The 20,381-nt window shown below is 31.8% G+C and carries 21 protein-coding genes; 12 read left to right on the top strand and 9 right to left on the bottom strand.

What is annotated here, in order from left to right; translation table 11 throughout:
• Positions 1-17 precede the first annotated feature (17 nt).
• Positions 18-1,340 (bottom strand): IS5 family transposase, encoded by a 1,323-nt coding sequence (locus AAHN00_RS06900; RefSeq protein ID WP_342272498.1) that lies wholly within the window; start codon positions 1,338-1,340, stop codon positions 18-20.
• 73 nt (positions 1,341-1,413) lie between these two features.
• Positions 1,414-4,152, bottom strand: coding sequence for an NB-ARC domain-containing protein (locus tag AAHN00_RS06895; RefSeq protein ID WP_342272497.1), 2,739 nt, complete (start codon positions 4,150-4,152; stop codon positions 1,414-1,416).
• A gap of 273 nt (positions 4,153-4,425) precedes the next feature.
• Between AAHN00_RS06895 and AAHN00_RS06890 the strand changes: the two genes are divergently transcribed.
• Complete coding sequence (locus tag AAHN00_RS06890) at positions 4,426-4,656, top strand: hypothetical protein (RefSeq protein WP_342272496.1); 231 nt, start codon at positions 4,426-4,428, stop codon at positions 4,654-4,656.
• 221 nt (positions 4,657-4,877) lie between these two features.
• Here AAHN00_RS06890 and AAHN00_RS06885 read toward each other — a convergent pair whose 3' ends face one another.
• Complete coding sequence (locus tag AAHN00_RS06885; protein ID WP_342270905.1) at positions 4,878-5,585, bottom strand: IS6 family transposase; 708 nt, start codon at positions 5,583-5,585, stop codon at positions 4,878-4,880.
• A gap of 38 nt (positions 5,586-5,623) precedes the next feature.
• A complete protein-coding gene (locus AAHN00_RS06880) occupies positions 5,624-5,764 on the bottom strand; it encodes a hypothetical protein (protein ID WP_342272495.1) in 141 nt (46 codons plus the stop codon).
• 208 nt (positions 5,765-5,972) lie between these two features.
• Here AAHN00_RS06880 and AAHN00_RS06875 point away from each other — a divergent pair, with 208 nt between their 5' ends.
• The 7 genes from AAHN00_RS06875 (at position 5,973) to AAHN00_RS06845 (ending at position 13,598) form a co-directional block, all read left to right on the top strand.
• Positions 5,973-7,472 carry an Npt1/Npt2 family nucleotide transporter gene (locus AAHN00_RS06875; protein WP_410521422.1) on the top strand — a complete coding sequence of 500 codons (1,500 nt, stop codon included), beginning with the start codon at positions 5,973-5,975 and terminating at the stop codon, positions 7,470-7,472.
• Positions 7,473-7,726: 254 nt separating this feature from the next.
• Positions 7,727-7,867, top strand: a complete 141-nt coding sequence (locus tag AAHN00_RS15035; RefSeq protein WP_410521476.1) for a hypothetical protein — start codon at positions 7,727-7,729, stop codon at positions 7,865-7,867.
• Positions 7,803-7,967, top strand: a complete 165-nt coding sequence (locus AAHN00_RS06870) for a CopG family antitoxin (protein ID WP_410521437.1) — start codon at positions 7,803-7,805, stop codon at positions 7,965-7,967. Before AAHN00_RS15035 ends, AAHN00_RS06870 begins: the two co-directional genes overlap by 65 nt.
• 584 nt (positions 7,968-8,551) lie before the next feature.
• Positions 8,552-8,713 (top strand): hypothetical protein, encoded by a 162-nt coding sequence (locus AAHN00_RS06860; protein WP_342271033.1) that lies wholly within the window; start codon positions 8,552-8,554, stop codon positions 8,711-8,713.
• Positions 8,714-8,988: 275 nt separating this feature from the next.
• Complete coding sequence (locus tag AAHN00_RS06855) at positions 8,989-10,500, top strand: leucyl aminopeptidase (RefSeq protein ID WP_342272494.1); 1,512 nt, start codon at positions 8,989-8,991, stop codon at positions 10,498-10,500.
• Positions 10,490-11,308, top strand: coding sequence for a division plane positioning ATPase MipZ (locus AAHN00_RS06850; RefSeq protein WP_342272493.1), 819 nt, complete (start codon positions 10,490-10,492; stop codon positions 11,306-11,308). The genes AAHN00_RS06855 and AAHN00_RS06850 overlap by 11 nt, the downstream gene beginning before the upstream one ends.
• A 64-nt stretch (positions 11,309-11,372) precedes the next feature.
• Positions 11,373-13,598 (top strand): Sca4 family protein, encoded by a 2,226-nt coding sequence (locus tag AAHN00_RS06845; protein ID WP_342272492.1) that lies wholly within the window; start codon positions 11,373-11,375, stop codon positions 13,596-13,598.
• On the opposite strand, the gene AAHN00_RS06840 is transcribed toward AAHN00_RS06845, so the two are convergent.
• Positions 13,595-14,839 (bottom strand): AmpG family muropeptide MFS transporter, encoded by a 1,245-nt coding sequence (locus AAHN00_RS06840; protein WP_342272491.1) that lies wholly within the window; start codon positions 14,837-14,839, stop codon positions 13,595-13,597. The two genes, AAHN00_RS06845 and AAHN00_RS06840, sit on opposite strands and share 4 nt — an antisense overlap.
• Positions 14,840-15,173: 334 nt before the next feature.
• On the opposite strand from AAHN00_RS06840, the gene ykgO reads away from it, so the two are divergent.
• The 3 genes from ykgO to AAHN00_RS06820 all read left to right on the top strand — a co-directional run bounded on the left by ykgO (position 15,174) and on the right by AAHN00_RS06820 (position 16,901).
• Positions 15,174-15,299 (top strand): type B 50S ribosomal protein L36, encoded by a 126-nt coding sequence (gene ykgO / locus AAHN00_RS06830; RefSeq protein ID WP_094648811.1) that lies wholly within the window; start codon positions 15,174-15,176, stop codon positions 15,297-15,299.
• 248 nt (positions 15,300-15,547) lie between these two features.
• A complete protein-coding gene (locus tag AAHN00_RS06825) occupies positions 15,548-15,736 on the top strand; it encodes a hypothetical protein (RefSeq protein WP_342271196.1) in 189 nt (62 codons plus the stop codon).
• Complete coding sequence (locus tag AAHN00_RS06820) at positions 15,687-16,901, top strand: IS5 family transposase (protein WP_342272606.1); 1,215 nt, start codon at positions 15,687-15,689, stop codon at positions 16,899-16,901. The genes AAHN00_RS06825 and AAHN00_RS06820 overlap by 50 nt, the downstream gene beginning before the upstream one ends.
• Before the next feature lie 233 nt (positions 16,902-17,134).
• On the opposite strand, the gene AAHN00_RS06815 is transcribed toward AAHN00_RS06820, so the two are convergent.
• The 4 genes from AAHN00_RS06815 to AAHN00_RS06800 form a co-directional block, all read right to left on the bottom strand.
• A complete protein-coding gene (locus AAHN00_RS06815; protein ID WP_342272490.1) occupies positions 17,135-17,812 on the bottom strand; it encodes a hypothetical protein in 678 nt (225 codons plus the stop codon).
• Positions 17,813-17,832: 20 nt separating this feature from the next.
• Entirely contained in the window at positions 17,833-18,558 is a 726-nt protein-coding gene (rph, locus tag AAHN00_RS06810; protein WP_342272489.1) for a ribonuclease PH, read from the bottom strand.
• Between the two features lie 74 nt (positions 18,559-18,632).
• A complete protein-coding gene (locus tag AAHN00_RS06805) occupies positions 18,633-19,043 on the bottom strand; it encodes an IS630 family transposase (protein WP_342272605.1) in 411 nt (136 codons plus the stop codon).
• A 92-nt stretch (positions 19,044-19,135) separates the two neighbouring features.
• The gene (locus AAHN00_RS06800; protein WP_342270962.1) at positions 19,136-19,585 is read right to left on the bottom strand and encodes a helix-turn-helix domain-containing protein; all 450 of its coding nucleotides are present in this window, start codon (positions 19,583-19,585) and stop codon (positions 19,136-19,138) included.
• A 200-nt stretch (positions 19,586-19,785) separates the two neighbouring features.
• Here AAHN00_RS06800 and grpE point away from each other — a divergent pair, with 200 nt between their 5' ends.
• Entirely contained in the window at positions 19,786-20,367 is a 582-nt protein-coding gene (grpE, locus tag AAHN00_RS06795; RefSeq protein WP_342272488.1) for a nucleotide exchange factor GrpE, read from the top strand.
• Positions 20,368-20,381 lie beyond the last annotated feature (14 nt).

The raw sequence follows: 20,381 nt of genomic DNA, 5'->3' as shown, positions 1-20,381 counted from the left end.
TTTTAATGATAATTTTTTTATGTAGAGTTAGGCATGATGTGTAAATGATTGGCAATACATCGTAAATTCAAACCTATAGCAGAGATTATTGGATTGATCACATCTCCTATCACACCCTTCAAGAAGTTTCTGCCCATCCTGCCATATTGTTTCAAATGCCCTATTATTGGTTCTATAGCACTGCGTCTCCTGATCATACACTTGTCTTCTTTCAATAACTTTTTCCGAGTTTTTGGGGTATATACCTTACTCTTCTCTTTAACATTGCTGCCAGTATAACCAAGATCAACAAACGATTTTTTTATCTTTATTCCAGTTACATTTTCTACCGCTTCAAAACTCTGCTGCAATGTATGACCATCATAAGGATTATTATGAAACGATTTTGCTGACAGTACAAAATTTCTACGACCACTGACTACTACCGCAACTTTATTGCCAAACTCATATGGCTTGTTTCGTTTTCCCTTCCCTATACACTCTACCTCAGGGGCATGAAAACTATACAATATTTTATTCTGTTCTTTGTATTGCTTTTTCTCTTCTCTTTTTAAAACAGATTGGCTATGTATTTGTTTTACTTTTTTCAATACTTCTTGATCTCTGATAGATAAGTTTAATTTCTGATTTTTTATCTCACGCTCACATATTCTAACCAAACGACCAAGTAACGTTTTTAAATGCTTCATTATTTTCCAACGCTTCTTGGCTTTGCTATGCTCTTTATACTTCCAGAGCTTTATTATATCTCGCTTATAGGTTCTAGCGTAGGTTTCGTTTAAACTTATACCCAAACTTTGGCAAAACTTCACAATACTAAGCCTAGCTTTATCCATTAAATAAACATCATGTGGGTGCTTGATATTCTTAATTTGTACCGTTGTATCAGCAATTATCAATTCCAAATCTTTTTTTTTAATTGTGTTAGTTCTTATTCCAACTCTTATCAACTCTGCTAATATCTCGTTATATCCAGATTCACCTAATAAATTACGAAATCTTCTTATGCTAGTTTCCGACATCGCTATATCTGTTTCTATATATTTCCACCCACAGAAATATTGCCAATACATGTTTTCTTTTAGTTCTTCCTCTGCTAATGAATCTGAAAAATTATACATTGCTTGTAGCATCGTTACACCAAGCATCACTCTATGACATTTTCTATTTCTACCAAATCTCTTAATAGAAACATTTTTTGATAACCATTCTTCTAGACCAGACCAATTTATTAATTCTCTTAATTTATATAGCTTATTATTTGAGTTTAATTCTTCTTTTAATTTATAACCAAAAAGTTTTCCTTGTTTTTGTGATTTGATAATATTTTCTATTGGCATATTGACTGAAATCCATAAGGTTTATTAGCATATTTTAACATTTTCTTATGGATTTCTTTATTATTTTCTGCCATTAAACCCTATTATCTATAAGACTTATAGAGTTTTGCCGGACAGACTTTCTAGTGTTATGAGCTTCTTTAAATAAAACTATTGCTTCTAGAATTGATTTTATAGCAGTCTCTATTTCTAGTGTATTTATATTCATTTTATTCTTTGCTTTATTTCTGACTAAGCTAAGAATAGCTTTATTCGACAATAAATTTGCCTTTAAATTTTTTATATCATTATCTTTTTCTGACTTACTTATTTTTATATTATTATACTCATAAAATGCTTCATTTATTTTTTCTTCAGCCTTGTGATAATTACCAATTTTACGAAAATATAGTGAGTATAAACCTAGAATTTTACACTTTAATATTTCTAAACCGTCAGTTTTTTGCAAATATGTATTAACCTGATCAAGTATCTTTAAAAAATCTTCATATTTCTCTTGCTCAAAGTAGATCAAAGAAATTATTAAGTCCATTGCTGCAAGATTTCCATTATATTTATCCTTAAATTTAGTTTTAAATTGCTGACTAGTTTCAATAAGTTGTTGAAAAGAATTAGTTAGTTTAAATTCGTATTCATTATTTATAAAAAATTGTAATAGTGATTCAAACCATCTTAAATTTAAGGTAGAATAAATATTATTTTTGTTTTCTAGCCCTTGACTTATTTGGTGACATAAAACTGCTTTTACTAGGCGATGAATAGCAATATTATCATTATCATCATAATTGATCATGGAATATTGCCATAATAGAGCAATGTGTTTATTTAATGTTAATTGTGGAGATAATAAATGTGGATAAGCTGTTTGTAGCCATGTCAGTAATAGTTTACGAGAGATTTTGTCTGGAGCTAGATATGCACATACCGCTAAAAGTTCAATAGCTATAGGGGGTTCATTATTAATTTTAGTATCTCTAACAATTGCCTCTAAGCTAATATTCCAGGTTATTGCCACTGGATAGTTATAGCCTTTTGTTTCTTCTAAAAAAGAATTATCCGCTAATAGTTCTGATTCATATCTCTTATAAAGACCTAAATATTCTGGAATAGTTATATGTTTTTGCTTAATATAAGAACCAGCTTGTACTAGTGCTAAGGGTAAATATCCTAAAACTTCTACTAATTCTTTTATAGCATCTTGTTCTTCTGCTGTTATATCTCGTTCTATTAAAGTCTTTATTGTTTTGATAGCTTCCTCTTCTGTCATGATATTAACCGGTAATATTGAAAATTTTGTTGGCCAATAACGCTGACGAGTTGTTAAAATTACATGTCCACCAGTTTCTGGTAGAAATGGTTCAATTTCACGATAGTTGTTTACGTTGTCATAAACTAAAAGCCATCCTGGATTGTCAATTAGCCATTGTTTAATATAAGCAATAATTTTTTCTTTTGTATAGACGGCTTCTGTGTATCCTAATAACTTAGCAAATTCAACATATTTATTATACAAATCATCAATGTTCTCTGCAGAAAACCAAGCTTTAAGTGTATAAGGATGTTTTGTATGATTTATATATTGCAAGGCTAATTGTGTTTTACCAATTCCCCCAAGTCCAGCACATGCACTAATTGCTAAATTGCTTATTCCTTTTGGTGTATGATTCTTATGCAATTTATTGTATAAATCACTCAATAGTTTTTCTCTCCCAACAAAAACATTATCTTGTCTAGGTATATTCCAACTAGTCAAGTTCTTAGGAAGTATTACTGATTCTTGTGTTTTAAGATATGACACTTCTGCTTCTTGATTTTTAACTGCTTTTTTAATAGTTGGGCTAAATATTAAAAAATAAATACTACAAATAATCAAAATCAATACACCAACTATTAGTAGATAAATATTTCTAGCTTTACCTTGAACACTTTTATTTGTCAAATAAGATTGAGGAGAAAGTGAAGCAGAATTATTGGATATAATATTATTATACCTTTCCTTGAACTTAATAATAATGTTGTTTACATTCATATTAGGAAAAATCTTTGTAATAATTTCTAAAAAAACAAAATAATATTGTTTGGACAAAGAGAGATTAATATATTCAAAATTAGTTTGTTTAGATGAAAATTTTATACATTCCTGCGGTATAAGAAAAAATACTTTAGATATATCCTGCTCATTAGACATAATAACAGAATTATCACCTTGCTGTTGTTTAGATATATTAGCTTCATTTACAGGTAAAACATAGACAGTACATTGCCTTAATTGCTTTCTGCCTTCATCATGTGTCTCCTTGTGCCTTAAAACTATAGGAGTGTTATCAAAATTTTCCCGTAGTTCTATAAAAACTGTTATGCCTATAAGTTGTAAATCACTACGTATATTATTAATTATCAAGTTTAAATCATTGTTTTCTAGCATCTGTAAAACAATAAAAAATGATATATTATCAGACTTTGTTAATATTAAAATTTCCTTTAAGATTTTTTTAAATTCTTGTTGAATTAACAAACTTAAATAATAACTTTGTATTAGCTTGTATTTATCAGATGTTTCTATAAAGTTTATAATTCCCTCTCGGGTATTTGTTCGTATTTTCCGTTTGATATTAGAGATATGACTTTCAATAGTTCTTATCTCGATCTGTTTATCCTCATTTGATAGGAAATTAGCTATTCCTTTTGTGTTTTTCCCATGCATAATGCATGCTATCACGTCTATTTCTCTTGATGTAAAGCTGATATTGTTAATTATTATCAAGTGCTTTTCATAAATATCTTGTGGACATAGTATCTCTTTATCTTCCATAAAATCTAATTTATTTAAACTATTATTATTCTATCAGGTTATAGAACCATTTAGTAAATACAAACATAAATAATAGAAAGAGTCTCTACATTATATTTAAGTATTTTACTTACGTATAATACTTAATGTTTTTTAAGAGTTGGAATAATTCTAATTTAGGTTTTAGTTAACCACTCTGCACTGCAAGTGCAGAGCTTAATATTACGGCATGAATGCCTAATTTATGTACTAACTTAAAAGTTAGAAACTATTTGTGTATGGCTCATTTAGAAAGTGTCACAACACAAAAAGAATATATCTGTGAAGTGTAAGATTTTGTTAAAAAATATCTGTATGATTCATTCTTATCTTTTCTTGATAAGATATTTAAAATTTATGTTGAAACGACGCACTGCAAGTGCGGGGTTTTTCTCCCAAAGTGGGACAATAAATTCTTCTAGCTTAGTAGGTAAGGAAGTTAAACTACACTTAAATTATTGTAAAATAATAAATATTTTTAAATAAATTTACTACAACTAATAGCAGAGTATTAATTATGCAAAATACTAACGATTTACGTAATATCATAGGTACTATTAGTACTAAACTGTATAAAAATGATATAGTAGCTGAAATACATTACAGATTAAAAGATCCTTGTTCTGCTTTAAAGAAGATATTAAGAAGGTTTTGTCGCATCTATAAATCATACTACATCAAGATTGTTAAAACTAAGGTTTTGGACATTATGATGCCATTAACATAGCAAAATTCTCAAAAGTAGAAAGATTATCATTAGCTCCAATTATTTGTCTTTTTTGCATCATACGAATATTTTCTATACCGGTAATAGTCATTTCTGCAGAATGAAAACTCTTAAAACCAAGCATTGGCTTTGTACGTTTTTTGATAAACCTATGATCTTGTTCTACAAGATTATTCAGGTATTTGGTCTGAATAACCTTAATTTTATAATCTTTAGGAACTTCTGTATTCAAATCATTAAGAGCAGCCGTATTACTACCGCTTTTATCAATTACTACTTTCTCAGGAAAATTATTCTCTCTAAAGGCTTTACGAAAAAATGCAAGTGCTGCAGGCTTGTCTCTATGCTTACGTAGCAGAAAGTCTACAGTATTACCAAGACTATCTAGTGCTCTATATAAATAAACCCATTTACCGTTTAATTTAATATAAGTCTCATCCATTCTCCAACTACTACCAACTGGCTTCTTTCTTTTTCTAACCACCTGATCTATCAATGGTACAAATTTTATAACCCATCTTTGTAATGTAGAGTGATCAATTTTTGCTCCCCTTATACTCATCATTTCTTCCAAATCTCGATAACTTAAAGAAAATCGGCATTTCATATAGACAAATAACATTATTATTTCTGGTGAAGAACAAAATCCTTTGAAATATGATAATAATCTTGCAGTAATACGAAACATCTTAACATCTTTTTTAGATCATTATATCAATCTTTTTTCTATTGTCCAACATATGCGACAGAACCTATTGTTGCACCAACTTCTGCTTTTACATAAAACTGATTTTCATCTGCTATTGATATGGTAGAAGTTAAAATAACAGAAGTTGCAACAGCGATTAATAATAATAGTTTTCTCATATACTCTCGTTAGATTTTCTATATAGACATAAAGAGTTATAGCATCTCCTATCTTGCTATACAAGCTAAATTAAAATATCTTGACATAGGGAGGCTAATAATATATAACTTCCTAACTTTCTTTGGTTTTCATAATAGCCTTAAGCCATTATAGAGAAACTCTTGAACATGTCCTCAAGTTTTTTTTTTGTCTTAGGGAATCCTTATTATGACTAGTATACAGTCAAACTTATTTAAAAGCAAATTCAGAACTATATTTTGGTCTATCCATAATCATGAGCTTGGAAAATTCATACCTATGTGCGGTCTGATGTTCTGTGTCCTATTCAATCAAAACATATTAAGAATTTTAAAAGATAGTATTTTAATTTCAGAGATTAGTGCTGAAGTAGTAAGTTTTACTAAAGTTTATTGTGTAACACCTGCAGCAGCTTTATTCGTTATAATCTATGCTAAGATGCTTAATCATTTTAGTTTTGAAAAGATTTTTTGCTATTTAATCACTTTTTTTGTTGGATTCTTCATTCTTTTTGCTTTCATTATTTATCCAAATGTCGATATTTTCCATATTAGTCCAAATTCACTAGAACAAATTATGGGAACTTATCCTCATCTTAAATGGTATATAGCTTTAGTTGGTAATTGGAGTTATATGCTTTTCTATACATTATCTGAACTTTGGCCAAATATCTTTTATGTTTTACTTTTTTGGCAGTTTGCTAATGAACTTACTACAACAGAAGAAGCAAAAAGGTTTTACACGCTTTTTTCATTATTTGGCAATTCTTCTTTAATATTTGTAGGCTTTTTGATGATGAACTTATCATCTGAGAACAGTATTGCTAAATATTTTTTAACCGTATCGGACAACAAAACTACACTTATAAAAATATCAACAAGTCTCGTGGTAGTTTCTGCTGTTATATCATGTTTACTTGTAAAGTTTATTACCAAAAATGTTTTTACAAATCCAACATTTTATGCAAATGCTAAAAGTGGTAGATCTACTAAAGAAGGCATGGGTTTAATTGAAAGTTTTAAATATATAACAAGATCAAAATATTTATGGTTAATGCTAATTTGCTCTGCTGCCTTTGGTTTATCAATGAATTTGGTAGAAGCAGTATGGAAAGCAAAAATTAAGGAATTATACCCCACTGTTAATAGTTATGCAGAATTCAATAGTCTTTACATTCTTTGGACTGGAGTTGCTATTATGGTAATGACTATAATAGGCAATAATATAATGCGTAGCCATGGCTGGTTTGTTGCTGCAGTAATTCCGCCAATTGTCATGATGATTACTGGTATATTGTTTTTTATCTTAATCGTATTTGACCACCAAGTATTATCGATATTTGATAGTAGCATTCTCATGACACCCTTAGCTCTTGCGGTGTCAATTGGTGCTTTACAAAACATTCTAGTGAAAGGTAGTAAATATTCAATTTGGGATACCTCAAGAGAAATGTTATATATTCCTCTTGACCAAGAGCTAAAGACAAAAGGTAAGGCAGCTGTAGACGTCATTAGCTCGAAGGTTGGTAAATCTTCGAGCGGGTTAATACAGTCAATTATTTTCACATTAATACCAACAGCTACTTTTAGCTCTATATCACCATTTTTAATGGTGGTATTTACCATTGTTTGTGTTGTATGGATTCACTCGGTAAGAAAAATATACTTTGAGTATAAAAAAATTGCCTAGCCCACTTCACTATGCATACTCAGGTAGGACTTCAAGAATTGGCGTTCCCGCGACCAAAGACCGAAGCTGCCTAGTTACTCATGTACGCTACGCCGCTCGACTTTGCTACTGCCTAGCTCTTCTTGAAGTTATACTATCGTCTACCAACTCTTCATTTACGAGCAGTACACTATTGTTCGCCTATCGAATTCGCGTATAATGTATTGACATAGTATGTACTATTTATTAGTATATTAAATAAAATATATCAAACTATGAGCTACAAATTAGATAAATATGAGCAGGATATAGAGATTAATTTTGAAGAACAACCTAGTATTAAAAATCAAAATGATATTAAACTATTTCAAAATGCAGCTAAAGAGAAAGCATCCTATTACTATAAGAGTAGCTGAGCAGGATATTGAAGCTATAAAAATTAAGGCTTCAAAACTTGGGTTAGCATATCAAACATATATTAATATGTTAATTCATAAAGAAGCCACAAAATTGTAGTTGTTAGGTAGTTTAAGTTGATTAAATTTAGATATAATTATGAAAAGAATTCAAAATTGTTGCTTGAAAGAGGAATAGGTTTTGAAGAAATAATTCAATAGACCTCTTTCGAAACTCGCTTATGCTGAGGGATTTGAAGGAAACGCGGAACGCAGAACCGCAGCGTACTCGAATGTACGTGATTCGAGTACCGCATCGACGTACAAATCACCAGCAGAAGTAGAGTTTCAAAAGGTCTAAAAACATCATAATCAAGAACAATATCCTGATCAGCAAGTTCTATATGTAAGGATACTAACTGAAATATATGCTATACCTTATATAAAAGAAGATGATAACACTATTTTCCTGAAAACACTATTTCCAAGTAGAAAAGCAAGAAAGAAATTTTTAGGTTAAGGTTTATAGGTAAAATTATATTCAGACAAAATTAAATCTAATTTAAAAGAAACTAATTAACCTCAAGTATCGATGTAGTTAACCACTCTGCACTGCAAGTGCAGAGCTTAATATTACGGCATGAATGCCTCATGTATGTACTAACTTAAAAGTTAGAAACTATTTGTGTATGGCTCATTTAGAAAGTGTCACAACACAAAAAGAATATATCTGTGAAGTGTAAGATTTTGTTAAAAAATATCTGTATGATTCATTCTTATCTTTTCTTGATAAGATATTTAAAATTTATGTTGAAACGACGCACTGCAAGTGCGGGGTTTTTCTCCCAAAGTGGGACAATAAATTGATAGTAAGCTCAGTACCATCACCCTTAGAACATCGAGGACTATTATACCTACCTAAACTTGCACACTTGGCAATATTTATTTTTATATACTCTACCACAAAAAAATAATTGAAATTAATCACTTTTCTACTTAGTGGAAGATAATTTTAGAATATAATATTTAAAGACTTAAAGAATTACTTTATTAATTAGTGGGGTTTTTATATACTTCCATTATTCAGATTATTACGCTTACAAAAAGAATATATAAAATTAGCCTCTCAAAAATAGGAATTTATGCTCAATAACATTAACTTTATAAGTAAAGAATTATCAAATAATCAAGCAACTGTAGTTTTTATTAACGAACAACTAAAATTAGACAATGAGTTATTGCTACTTGACCAACAACATCATGCTTTAATTTCTAAAACTATTCAGAATAAATTAGTATTTGCTGGGAAATTTGGACAAATTAAAATTGTTAACTCTGTTGCTAAGGATGGGGAAATAAAATATTTAATCATAGTTGGCATTGGTGATGAAACAAAACTAAAGACCTCTTGTATTGAGGAGATCGGGGGAAAAATTTTATCCAGTAGTACTTGCTGTAAAATTAGAACTATTGGTATAAAAATCTCTCATAATATTGGACAATATGAGCCAGCTGTTGTGGCGATGCTTATAGCTAGCGGCTGTTTGCTTGCTTCATATAGATTTGATAAATACAGAACTACCCAAAGTGAAGGAGAAAAATTTGTTGTAGATTCTCTGGAGATTTCTATAGATGACAAGTCTAAAGCAGAAGAATTATTTAATGATAAAAAATCATTGTCTAAGGCAGTATTCTTTGCTAGAGATATAATTAATGAACCAGCCAATATCAAAACTCCTTCATCTTACTCGGAAAAGATATTAGAGAATCTTGAACCATTAGAAGTTGAAATTACCGTTATCGGTGAAAGAGAAATGAAAAATCTTGGTATGGGTGCTTTGCTTGGTGTTGGACAAGGTTCGCAAAATGAATCTAAACTTGTAGTAATGCAATATAATGGTTTGGATGATGATACTCCGCCTGTAGCTTTCGTTGGTAAAGGAGTTACTTTTGATAGTGGTGGGATTTCTCTTAAACCAGCAGCCAATATGGGAGATATGAAATATGATATGGCTGGCTCAGCCGCAGTAGTTGGAGCTATCATGGCTTTGGCTAGTCGTAACGCCCAAGTTAACTTGGTTGGGGTAGTTGGTCTTGTGGAAAATATGCCATCAGGTAATGCTCAACGACCAGGAGATGTGGTAACCACTATGTCCAAAAAAACAGTGGTGGTGGATAACACTGATGCAGAAGGTAGGTTAGTCTTGGCTGATGCAATTTGGTATACTCAAGAAAAATTTAAACCTCAATGTGTCATCGATCTTGCTACCCTTACTGGAGCTATCGTTGTTGCTCTGGGCAAAACTTATGCTGGATGCTTCGCTAATAATGATGAATTAGCTAATAAGCTAATAGAGGTTGGTAATAAAGTTAATGAAAAATTATGGCGTATGCCTCTGCATAAAGATTTTGATGAGATGATAAAGTCTAACATTGCTGATCTTGCCAATATTGGTAATGTCCCTGGAGCGGCTGGTAGTTGTACGGCAGCTCAATTTATAGGAAATTTTATTAAGGAAGGTATGGTTTGGGCTCATCTTGATATTGCTGGTGTTGCCTATAATAAAACAGGTAATCCTCTTGGTCCCAAAGGAGCAGTAGGTTATGGTGTAAGGCTTCTTAACCAATTTATCCAAGACAATTATGAAAAATAATCAAGCAAATCAAACAAATCGTATTTTTGTAGTTGGTAATGAAAAAGGTGGAGCGGGTAAAACTACGTGCTCCATGCATCTTATTACTGCCTTACTTTATAATGGTCATACGGTAGCTAGTATTGATACTGATTCACGTCAGGGTTCTTTAACAAATTATTTAAAGAATAGGGCTGATTACAATCTAAAAAATCCGGATAAAACGGTTGCCGTTCCTCAGCATGTTCATTTAACTGAAAGCCAAGAACAAGTCATTAACCTTAAAGAAGAGGACGAAAAAACTAGGTTTGAACAAATATTTGAACAGGCAAAAAAAGCAGATTATGTAGTAATCGATACACCAGGAAGCTACTCTTTTTTATCAAGACTAGCTCACTCTTATGCTGATACTATAATTACGCCAATTAATGACAGTTTCCTTGATTTTGATGTACTAGGTAAAGTTAATGCTAACAATTTGTCAATTATTACTCCGTCAATCTATAGCCAAATGGTTTGGGAACAAAAAATGCAGAAGGCTAACCGTAATGGCGAAACAATTAATTGGATTGTAATGCGTAATAGATTAAGCAACTTGGATGCAGTAAATAAAAGGAATGTTGCTACTTCTCTTGAACAATTAGCAAAAAGAATTAGCTTTAAAATTGCCCCAGGCTTTAGTGAAAGAGTAATTTTTCGGGAATTATTTTTACAAGGATTAACATTACTCGACTTAACAACAGCTAATCATGGAAAAACACTTAGTATATCTCACGTAGCTGCTCGACAAGAATTACGAGATTTCTTAAACTTTCTTGAAATTATTTGAGTGTATAATCAATATAACCATTAGTTCGATATCGAACTGAAGCAAAAAAGTCCAAGAGGATAATATGACAACACCATTGATATCAAAATTTATCGGTTGGAATTATTTGGCAAAGAAATCACTTGGAGCTAATGATGGTGGAGAATTAGGAGGAATATACAAAAATTCTGATGACCTTCTATCCATGATTAAAAGCGAAGGGGATTCTCGAAAAAATATATCAGAGTTTCTAGGCTCACAAATTTTTCAAGCAACAAATCCAAATCATGGAGCTAAAGTTTCTCTCACTGTACCTGATCATCTTACCGAAAAAGTACATCAGGAAGGAGGGCTTCAAAGTGATGGCTCTGAGGTATATGTACGGTCTGAATTTTTTAAGAATTATAGTGGTGACATGTATGTAGATATGGATAAACACATGTCTACAAAAACTAAACCAAGTGGTTGGCTTCGAAAAGATGGTGGAAGACCGATTTTCATGGGAACAAGAGAATTATTATCTAATACTTTAAGCAAAGCTTTTGAAGAGCTTCATTATAGTTCTTTTGATAAAATAGCTCCAACTAGCTTATTAATAGGTGACTTTGATATTCATACAGGTAACATAGGAGTTATAAGAGACCCCGAAGATTCTACCATTCTTCCCAAACTAGTTCGTATAGATTTTGCTGGAAGTCTTGACCAATTAGAGGATAACATCCATCCAAATTCTTGGTCTAGACATCTGCCCTTACTAGGTCCAACTAATCATTTTAGAGAATTCCCAAGTAGCCTAAAGTATAATGAGTTATTTGTAAAAGGTTTACTTGATACTGCCCAAGTTGATTTAAATGATACTATTGATAATAGCTTTGCTGAATTATCAAAATATTATAGTGATAAAGCACTAGCAAATTGGGCGAAAATGGCAATGCACCAGAAATTTAAGGACATAGCCCCAGAAAACATAAAGATTGCTGATGTTAAAGATGCTCTTAAAGAGACTATGCAAAAGAGACAACAATCATTAAAAGAATATGGGTTGCAAATTAAATTGGGTCTTTTAGTAACAAAAGGAAAAATTAACACACCAAAATTACGAGAATTAGTCCAAGAACATCCCGATTATTTTAACAATATAATCAACCAAACCAAAAAATTAAAATTAAGAAAAGAAAAGAAAATAGAGTATATTTTAGACTATAAAGCTCGAGAAGTATTATTAATTAAAGAAATAGCAAAAATATTACAAGAAGAAAAACAGCTACTGACCAAAAAAACAAGCGATCTCGAACCATCTATGCAAATATCTAGAAAAGCACTAGACGTTATGCTGACTCACGAAACAACAACTACTAATGTTCAATCCTCAACCTCCAAAGTGGATTCTATAACATTAGCCTTTAGACAAGAAATTATTGCCAAACAACAAGCACTATTACAACACGTCCTTGCTGAAGCAAATATTAAGACGGATAAAGGAGTTGCAATTGCAGGTCTTGCTACTAATTCTCAGGAGTTTAAAGAGTTTATAGAAAATAACAACGGATTAATACAAAAGGCTTGGGCTGCCCCCAGTGTAAAAGCAAATATAGCACAAGCCATGAATGATGAAGTACAAAGTTACGCTAAAGTCCTGCAGGCTAATCATTTTAAATCTTTAACTTGGAACGAACAAGAAACAGTAACAAACACAACCTCTACTAGGTCAAGGGTTATTAAAGTCAAAGATGAAGAATTATTTAAATTAATAGAAACTAATATAAAGACCTATAAGAAAGTAATATTAGAAGATGGTGTAACAGAGAGAGAGATTAGTAATTATCGAAATATTAATCTACCATTAACAATCAAGCCCTCTAGTACAGCTGTCCATCTTTCATTCCCGGTACAAAACGAGAAAGGTGAAAATATTGCAAGCTCGAAAGCACTTTATTTTACTGTTCACTATAACAAGCAAGGAAAACTAGTGGAAATAACCAACCCATTATCACTAAAGTTTGCTGGGGATGATAAAGATGCTATAGGATATATACAAAGAGGGAATAATATCTACACTATCCCTGTAACCAAAGGTCAATATGAAGCAATGGTACAAGAAGTAGCAAAAAATAAAGAATGTAATATCAATATGTCACAAGCTATTATTCCCCTTGAGGCAAGCGACTCTATAGGTGAATTAACGCAGATTCAGAGTAGCTTAAAACATCATGTGAACAACACTCCACCTGAAACAAACACAGTAGTATCAACAAAACAAAAGACATTATCCCGACACCAACAACGTAATAGAACTCATGGTTACATTTAATATTTCATTTTTGCTTTTAATAGTGAGCTGATTTTTAGTAGCAGAAGTAGAGAAGGAATTGTGATTATAATAATAAATGTAAAAAAGCTTTTCCATCCAAATTGTACGACAATATATCCTGAAAGAGCTGGAAAAATCGATCTTGAAAATCCCATCATAGAAGAAAAAAATGAATACTGAGTGGCACGAAATTTGCCTGTGCATATTGAAGCTATAAAAGCAATGTAAGCTGTCATAGCCATCCCGCAAGTTATACCTTCACAGACTGTGGTAATAAAGAATAATGGTAGATTTTTGCCATAAATCTCATGCACAATAAGTGAGGTATGTGCGATTGCATGAATTACGCCAAATATCAGCAAGCTATCTAAGATATTCTTTTTTTTCATCACTAAGCTGGCTATTAGTCCGCCAATTATTGTAGATATTATGCCAAAGAATTTCCCTGCACTGGCTATTTCAAATTCGTTATAACCAAGATGTATTAAGAAGGGGTTCATCATCATAGTAATAAAATCATCTGGTAATCTATATAAAATAAGGAAAACTATTATTAAAAAGAGTAAGGAAAAAGACCCTACAGGTCTTAAGATATTTTGTACAAAGTTTGAAATATTTATTTTATGATCTAGATAAGTTTTTGAGGCTAAGTCGTGTTCTAACCGCAAGATACTTGTAACCAAAATAGCAGAACAAACAAGTACAGAAATGGCAAAAATTTTATATATATTATTCCATCCTAAATAGCTTGACAGATAGATAGCTCCAGAACTTGAAATTAGCATACCAATGCGGTAGCCAAAAATATAAATTCCAGAAGCTGCTCCTTGAGATTCTTTTGCAATAATTTCGGTTCTGAAAGCCCCTAGGATACTATCTTTAGCTGAACTTAAAAATGATATTATCAAGCCTACTAGTGCAAACAATATTAGACTGTGGTGAGGATTCATGGTACTTAAAAGAAAAATACTAAATGCCAATAAAATCTGGATTAGACAAATCCAAGATAATCTATGACCAAGCAGTTTTCTTAATTGACCTAAATGTATAGTGTCAAAAATAGGAGCCCATAAAAAGTTAATAGAATAGGGCATTATGATAAAAGCAAACATACCAATAGATTGTAAGTCAATATTTTCCTTGGCCAACCAGTAGTTTAAAGTATTACCTGTAATCATTAAGGTAAACCCGCTAGTTAGTCCAAATAACCAAATAACGAATAATTTTAAAGGAGTTAACATAAAATTAATATTGGAAAAAAGTTAGAATACCGTAATAATTTTTTTATACAAGCTAGATTTCTCTACATCGCAGTACATCCCGACTTTTAAATTACTCTAAAGAAGTTTTTAGGTTGACTGAATTGATAAAAAATATTATTATTACTTTTTTAAACTTAAGCTAGTGAAAGTTTGAAGGTTGATTTATAGTCAATTCAGGAGGATTTGGTGCTAGGAGCGATGGAGCGACGCCTATATGTAATAGGCGAGCGACGAGTGACGACGTCACCAACTTCTCATCAATTGACTATATCACTTTCTAGGGTTTTGCAAGTAATACCAAGGATAGTTTTATATGAAAGTTGTAAGTTCGTTAAAATCTTTAAAGAAAAGAGATAAAGATTGTCAGGTTGTAAAAAGAAAAGGTAAAATCCTTGTAATAAACAAGAAAATCAAAAGATTTAAAGCTAAGCAAGGCTAAAATGTATATTTACAGGGAAATTTGCACAGCCAATAGTTAATATGTAGTCTGTCCGGCAAAACTCTATAAGTCTTATAGATAATAGGGTTTAATGGCAGAAAATAATAAAGAAATCCATAAGAAAATGTTAAAATATGCTAGTTAACCACTCTGCACTGCAAGTGCAGAGCTTAATATTACGGCATGAATGCCTCATGTATGTACTAACTTAAAAGTTAGAAACTATTTGTGTATGGCTCATTTAGAAAGTGTCACAACACAAAAAGAATATATCTGTGAAGTGTAAGATTTTGTTAAAAAATATCTTATCTTTTCTTGATAAGATATTTAAAATTTATGTTGAAACGACGCACTGCAAGTGCGGGGTTTTTCTCCCAAAGTGGGACAATAAATTGGTCTGGTCTAGAAGAATGGTTATCAAAAAATGTTTCTATTAAGAGATTTGGTAGAAATAGAAAATGTCATAGAGTGATGCTTGGTGTAACGATGCTACAAGCAATGTATAATTTTTCAGATTCATTAGCAGAGGAAGAACTAAAAGAAAACATGTATTGGCAATATTTCTGTGGGTGGGAATATATAGAAACAGATATAGCGATGTCGGAAACTAGCATAAGAAGATTTCGTAATTTATTAGGTGAATCTGGATATAACGAGATATTAGCAGAGTTGATAAGAGTTGGAATAAGAACTAACACAATTAAAAAAAAAGATTTGGAATTGATAATTGCTGATACAACGGTACAAATTAAGAATATCAAGCACCCACATGATGTTTATTTAATGGATAAAGCTAGGCTTAGTATTGTGAAGCTTTGCCAAAGTTTGGGTATAAGTTTAAACGAAACCTACGCTAGAACCTATAAGCGAGATATAATAAAGCTCTGGAAGTATAAAGAGCATAGCAAAGCCAAGAAGCGTTGGAAAATAATGAAGCATTTAAAAACGTTACTTGGTCGTTTGGTTAGAATATGTGAGCGTGAGATAAAAAATCAGAAATTAAACTTATCTATCAGAGATCAAGAAGTATTGAAAAAAGTAAAACAAATACATAGCCAATCTGTTTTAAAAAGAGAAGAGAAAAAGCAATACAAAGAACAGAATAAAATATTGTATAGTTTTCATGCCCCTGAGGTAGAGTGTATAGGGAAGGGAAAACGAAACAAGCCATATGAGTTTGGCAATAAAGTTGCGGTAGTAGTCAGTGGTCGTAGAAATTTTGTACTGTCAGCAAAATCGTTTCATAATAATCCTTATGATGGTCATACATTGCAGCAGAGTTTTGAAGCGGTAGAAAATGTAACTGGAATAAAGATAAAAAAATCGTTTGTTGATCTTGGTTATACTGGCAGCAATGTTAAAGAGAAGAGTAAGGTATATACCCCAAAAACTCGGAAAAAGTTATTGAAAGAAGACAAGTGTATGATCAGGAGACGCAGTGCTATAGAACTAATAATAGGGCATTTGAAACAATATGGCAGGATGGGCAGAAACTTCTTGAAGGGTGTGATAGGAGATGTGATCAATCCAATAATCTCTGCTATAGGTTTGAATTTACGATGTATTGCCAATCATTTACACATCATGCCTAACTCTACATAAAAAAATTATCATTAAAAAACTTGCTAAACGATTAAAAAAAATCGTTAACAATAAGCTCATGTAAAAATTTTACTAAAACAGAAATTTTTCAATAAAATTGAAAACAATTTTTAATTTTAGTGCAAATATTAGAATTTTTTTTGTAAAAATTTTATTCAATCATAGATTATGGGGGGCTTTAAATATTTTTGGCGGACAGACTATGTAGTAAGTATTAACTGCGAACGATGATATTAACGTTCAATATGTTGTGTTTTTCTCTTTTCATCTCCTATTCTTTGTACAAATTTGGCAGTTGTAGTAGGAGTTTTCTTTTGTGTTTTTTCCTTAACTTCTTTAGTCTTAAGTGTAATAGGTTTGCTGTCCACGTGTTCTGAAAGGCCATATTGCCCAACATTCTTGCCGGTTAATACATAAGTCACATAATCTATCATATGTTTTATAAAATTGCTAAGCCCTCCTATAGAATGAGCTTCTAGCTGAAACCATGTTTTCCCGTCTTTCGTTTTTCCAACTAAAAATTCCCTAAATCTTTCTCCAGCTTGCACTGATGCATCTGGCTCAGCTTTATTACCTCTATGATGTGAAGAGATTCGTTCTTTAACTAATCCTAAATCTTTTAAGGTATCATACATATCTCCATTGTCCTCAACCATTACATGAGCTCCTTTTAGAAAATCACCCGCATGCTGCAATACAACTTTTTCCATTATATCTATTATTACACCAGCTTTTTCAAGACTACCCTTTGGATCTGTAGATTTTTCAGGTGTTTTGATTATATTATGTATAAGTTTTTCTTTACTGTCTGCTGGATTTATGTTAAGACCCTTAACACGATCAACTAAAAGATTTTTTAAATCTTCAACATTTAATTCCGAATATCTAGTAAAAAATTCTTTTATAGTCATAAATATTCCATGTAAAAATATTAAATTGTGCTATTTAATAATATTTGGTTTTGTAGCTTGAATAGATCAGAGGAAGCAAACCTCGCCAATTTTAGCATATCATAAAATTGCTCTTCGGAAAAGGGGTTTTTTTCTGCTGTGCTTTGAATTTCTATTATATTTCCATTGCCTGAGAAAACAAAATTGGCATCTACTTCCGCGTTGCTATCCTCTAAATAATCAAGATCAACTATGGGCTGTCCTTTATATATACCGCATGAAATAGCGGCTACTTGGCTAATTAAAGGATTAGTTTTAAGTATTTTTCTAGCAATTAATGATCTAATCGCTAAATGAAGTGCAATATAGCTACCAGTAATTGCTGCTGTCCTAGTTCCACCATCAGCATTAATTACATCACAATCAATGATAATTTGCTTTTCTCCCAAGGCTTTTAGATCAATTGCCGTACGCATCGATCTGCCAATTAGTCTTTGAATCTCTTGTGTCCTACCAGACTGTTTTCCTTGCGTTGATTCACGCTTCATACGTTGGTGGGTTGAGCGAGGTAACATACCATACTCAGCAGTTATCCAACCTTGATTTTGCCCTCGTAGGAATGGCGGAACATTTGTTTCATATGTTGCACTACATATTACATGGGTATTGCCGAACTTAACAAGACACGAACCATCAGCGTTAAGCAGAACTGAAGGTTCAATTGAAATATTGCGTAATTGATTATTCTTTCTATTAAAAGCTCTCATGGATTATTATACCAATTGCAATAATTAACACGGTGTATTTATCCAGTCTCTATACATAATTGATTTTACTAAATCTACATTATGAGCAAGTTGATTCCAAGCGTAACAAGCCATAGTGACGATATCTTCATATACACCATAACATTGGTTGACAAGTAATGATTCTTGATCCATTCCCAAACTTGTTCCATTGCATTAAGTTCCGGTGCATAGGGCGGAAGCGGTATCAAAGTGATATTGCTTGGCACAGTTAGTTTTTTGGCTGTGTGCCAACCTGCATTATCCGTTAGTAAAGCTATATGTCGGTTGCCTTGAATACTGCGAGAAAGGTCTTCTAAGAATTTATTCATTGCCTGTGTGTTTGCATATGGTAAAATTAATGCAAAAGCTTCTCCTGTATCATGGCAAGCAGCTCCATAAATATATGTTGAAATGAATTGCTGTTGCCGAACTTTACGGGGTCTAGTGCCACGCTTAGCCCATATACGAGTTCAGCTACCTTGTTGCCCAACTCGAGTTTCATCCTGAGACCATATATCAACTTTACATCTATCGATATTTTTTGGTAATAATTCTGTTAACATATCTGGAAAGTTTTTTTATATGTATTTTGAGTCTCTTGATTTGACTTTGGATGCATTGAACGAGAAGTAATCCAGCTAAAACCAAGGCGGTGCATAGTATTGTAGACTGTTTTTAACGCACATTTAGCACCATATTCCTCAAGTAACATGATATGTAGTTCCTTTCCAGTTATATACCCACCAGTTTTACTTTCACTGAGCGTATTGATTTTATCAAAAAGAGCAGACTCTTGTATAGTGTTAATCTTCCTAGGGGCACCGCTTCTTTGTGATTCAAATAATCCTTCAAAACCATGATTCCTAAATCTTCTGAGCCATGATTGCACAGTTTTCCAGTGTGACTTCACTATTGCAGATATGGCTTTAAAAGATTTGCCTAATTGAAGGTGATACATCGCCAATAAACGTATACGATTTCGACCATGCGGCTCATGTTTCATCATTTTTATAAAATCATGACCTTCAAAACCTTGCGGTAATATTAACCTAGCTATTTGATTACCTTTTATCAGTTAAAAACCCATTTTATAACACTGCGTTAATTATTGCAATTGGTATTACTTAATTAAAATTGACTTGAAAATACAAAGATTTACACTATATGTTAAGAAAATAGATTTTTGCAAGAAAAAAGGCTGTAAATATGGAAAAACAACATGAGAAGAATAATGGTAACCAAGAAATTAAAGTTGACAATGATGCTCAGCTAGTAAATGAAACAGAGGAAGATACTACAGATACCCTAATTTTGCAAGATAGTTTGCAAGAGATTGCTAGTTTGAAAAATCAAATTGAAGTCTTACAGGATAAATTGCTAAGGACAATAGCTGAATCTGACAATACTAGGAAACGTTTAGAAAAATTAATTGAAGATGCAAAAGACTATGCCATTTTCTCTTTTGCTAAAGATCTGCTAAGTGTTAATGATAATCTCTCTAGAGCTTTGGAGCATAAGCCACAAAATACGGAAGGTGATCTAGCTAGTATTATTACCGGGGTAGAAATGACTAAAAGTGAATTGACTAGCATACTAAAAAAGCACGGTTTAGAATCAATAGAGCCATTATTAGGGGAAAAGTTTGATTACAATATACATCACGCAATTTCACAAGTAGTATCAGATGAATATGATCAAGATAGTATTATAGGTATTATGCAATCAGGCTACAAGATAAAAGATAGGTTAGTTAGACCTGCTATAGTGCAAGTATCGAAAAAAACATGAATAAAGAAAAGGCA

Source organism: Candidatus Tisiphia endosymbiont of Parasteatoda lunata (assembly GCF_964030955.1).
Lineage (GTDB): Bacteria > Pseudomonadota > Alphaproteobacteria > Rickettsiales > Rickettsiaceae > Tisiphia.
This window is presented reverse-complemented; position numbering and strand designations above follow the sequence as displayed.

Bases quoted from the DNA above. Each gene is read 5' to 3' on its own strand.
- AAHN00_RS06900 (WP_342272498.1), bottom strand. From the start codon at position 1,340: ATGCCAATAGAAAATATTATCAAATCACAAAAACAAGGAAAACTTTTT.
- AAHN00_RS06895 (WP_342272497.1), bottom strand. From the start codon at position 4,152: ATGGAAGATAAAGAGATACTATGTCCACAAGATATTTATGAAAAGCAC.
- AAHN00_RS06885 (WP_342270905.1), bottom strand. From the start codon at position 5,585: ATGTTTCGTATTACTGCAAGATTATTATCATATTTCAAAGGATTTTGT.
- AAHN00_RS06880 (WP_342272495.1), bottom strand. From the start codon at position 5,764: ATGAGAAAACTATTATTATTAATCGCTGTTGCAACTTCTGTTATTTTA.
- AAHN00_RS06875 (WP_410521422.1), top strand. From the start codon at position 5,973: ATGACTAGTATACAGTCAAACTTATTTAAAAGCAAATTCAGAACTATA.
- AAHN00_RS15035 (WP_410521476.1), top strand. From the start codon at position 7,727: ATGAGCTACAAATTAGATAAATATGAGCAGGATATAGAGATTAATTTT.
- AAHN00_RS06870 (WP_410521437.1), top strand. From the start codon at position 7,803: ATGATATTAAACTATTTCAAAATGCAGCTAAAGAGAAAGCATCCTATT.
- AAHN00_RS06855 (WP_342272494.1), top strand. From the start codon at position 8,989: ATGCTCAATAACATTAACTTTATAAGTAAAGAATTATCAAATAATCAA.
- AAHN00_RS06850 (WP_342272493.1), top strand. From the start codon at position 10,490: ATGAAAAATAATCAAGCAAATCAAACAAATCGTATTTTTGTAGTTGGT.
- AAHN00_RS06845 (WP_342272492.1), top strand. From the start codon at position 11,373: ATGACAACACCATTGATATCAAAATTTATCGGTTGGAATTATTTGGCA.
- AAHN00_RS06840 (WP_342272491.1), bottom strand. From the start codon at position 14,839: ATGTTAACTCCTTTAAAATTATTCGTTATTTGGTTATTTGGACTAACT.
- ykgO (WP_094648811.1), top strand. From the start codon at position 15,174: ATGAAAGTTGTAAGTTCGTTAAAATCTTTAAAGAAAAGAGATAAAGAT.
- AAHN00_RS06815 (WP_342272490.1), bottom strand. From the start codon at position 17,812: ATGACTATAAAAGAATTTTTTACTAGATATTCGGAATTAAATGTTGAA.
- rph (WP_342272489.1), bottom strand. From the start codon at position 18,558: ATGAGAGCTTTTAATAGAAAGAATAATCAATTACGCAATATTTCAATT.
- AAHN00_RS06800 (WP_342270962.1), bottom strand. From the start codon at position 19,585: ATGATGAAACATGAGCCGCATGGTCGAAATCGTATACGTTTATTGGCG.
- grpE (WP_342272488.1), top strand. From the start codon at position 19,786: ATGGAAAAACAACATGAGAAGAATAATGGTAACCAAGAAATTAAAGTT.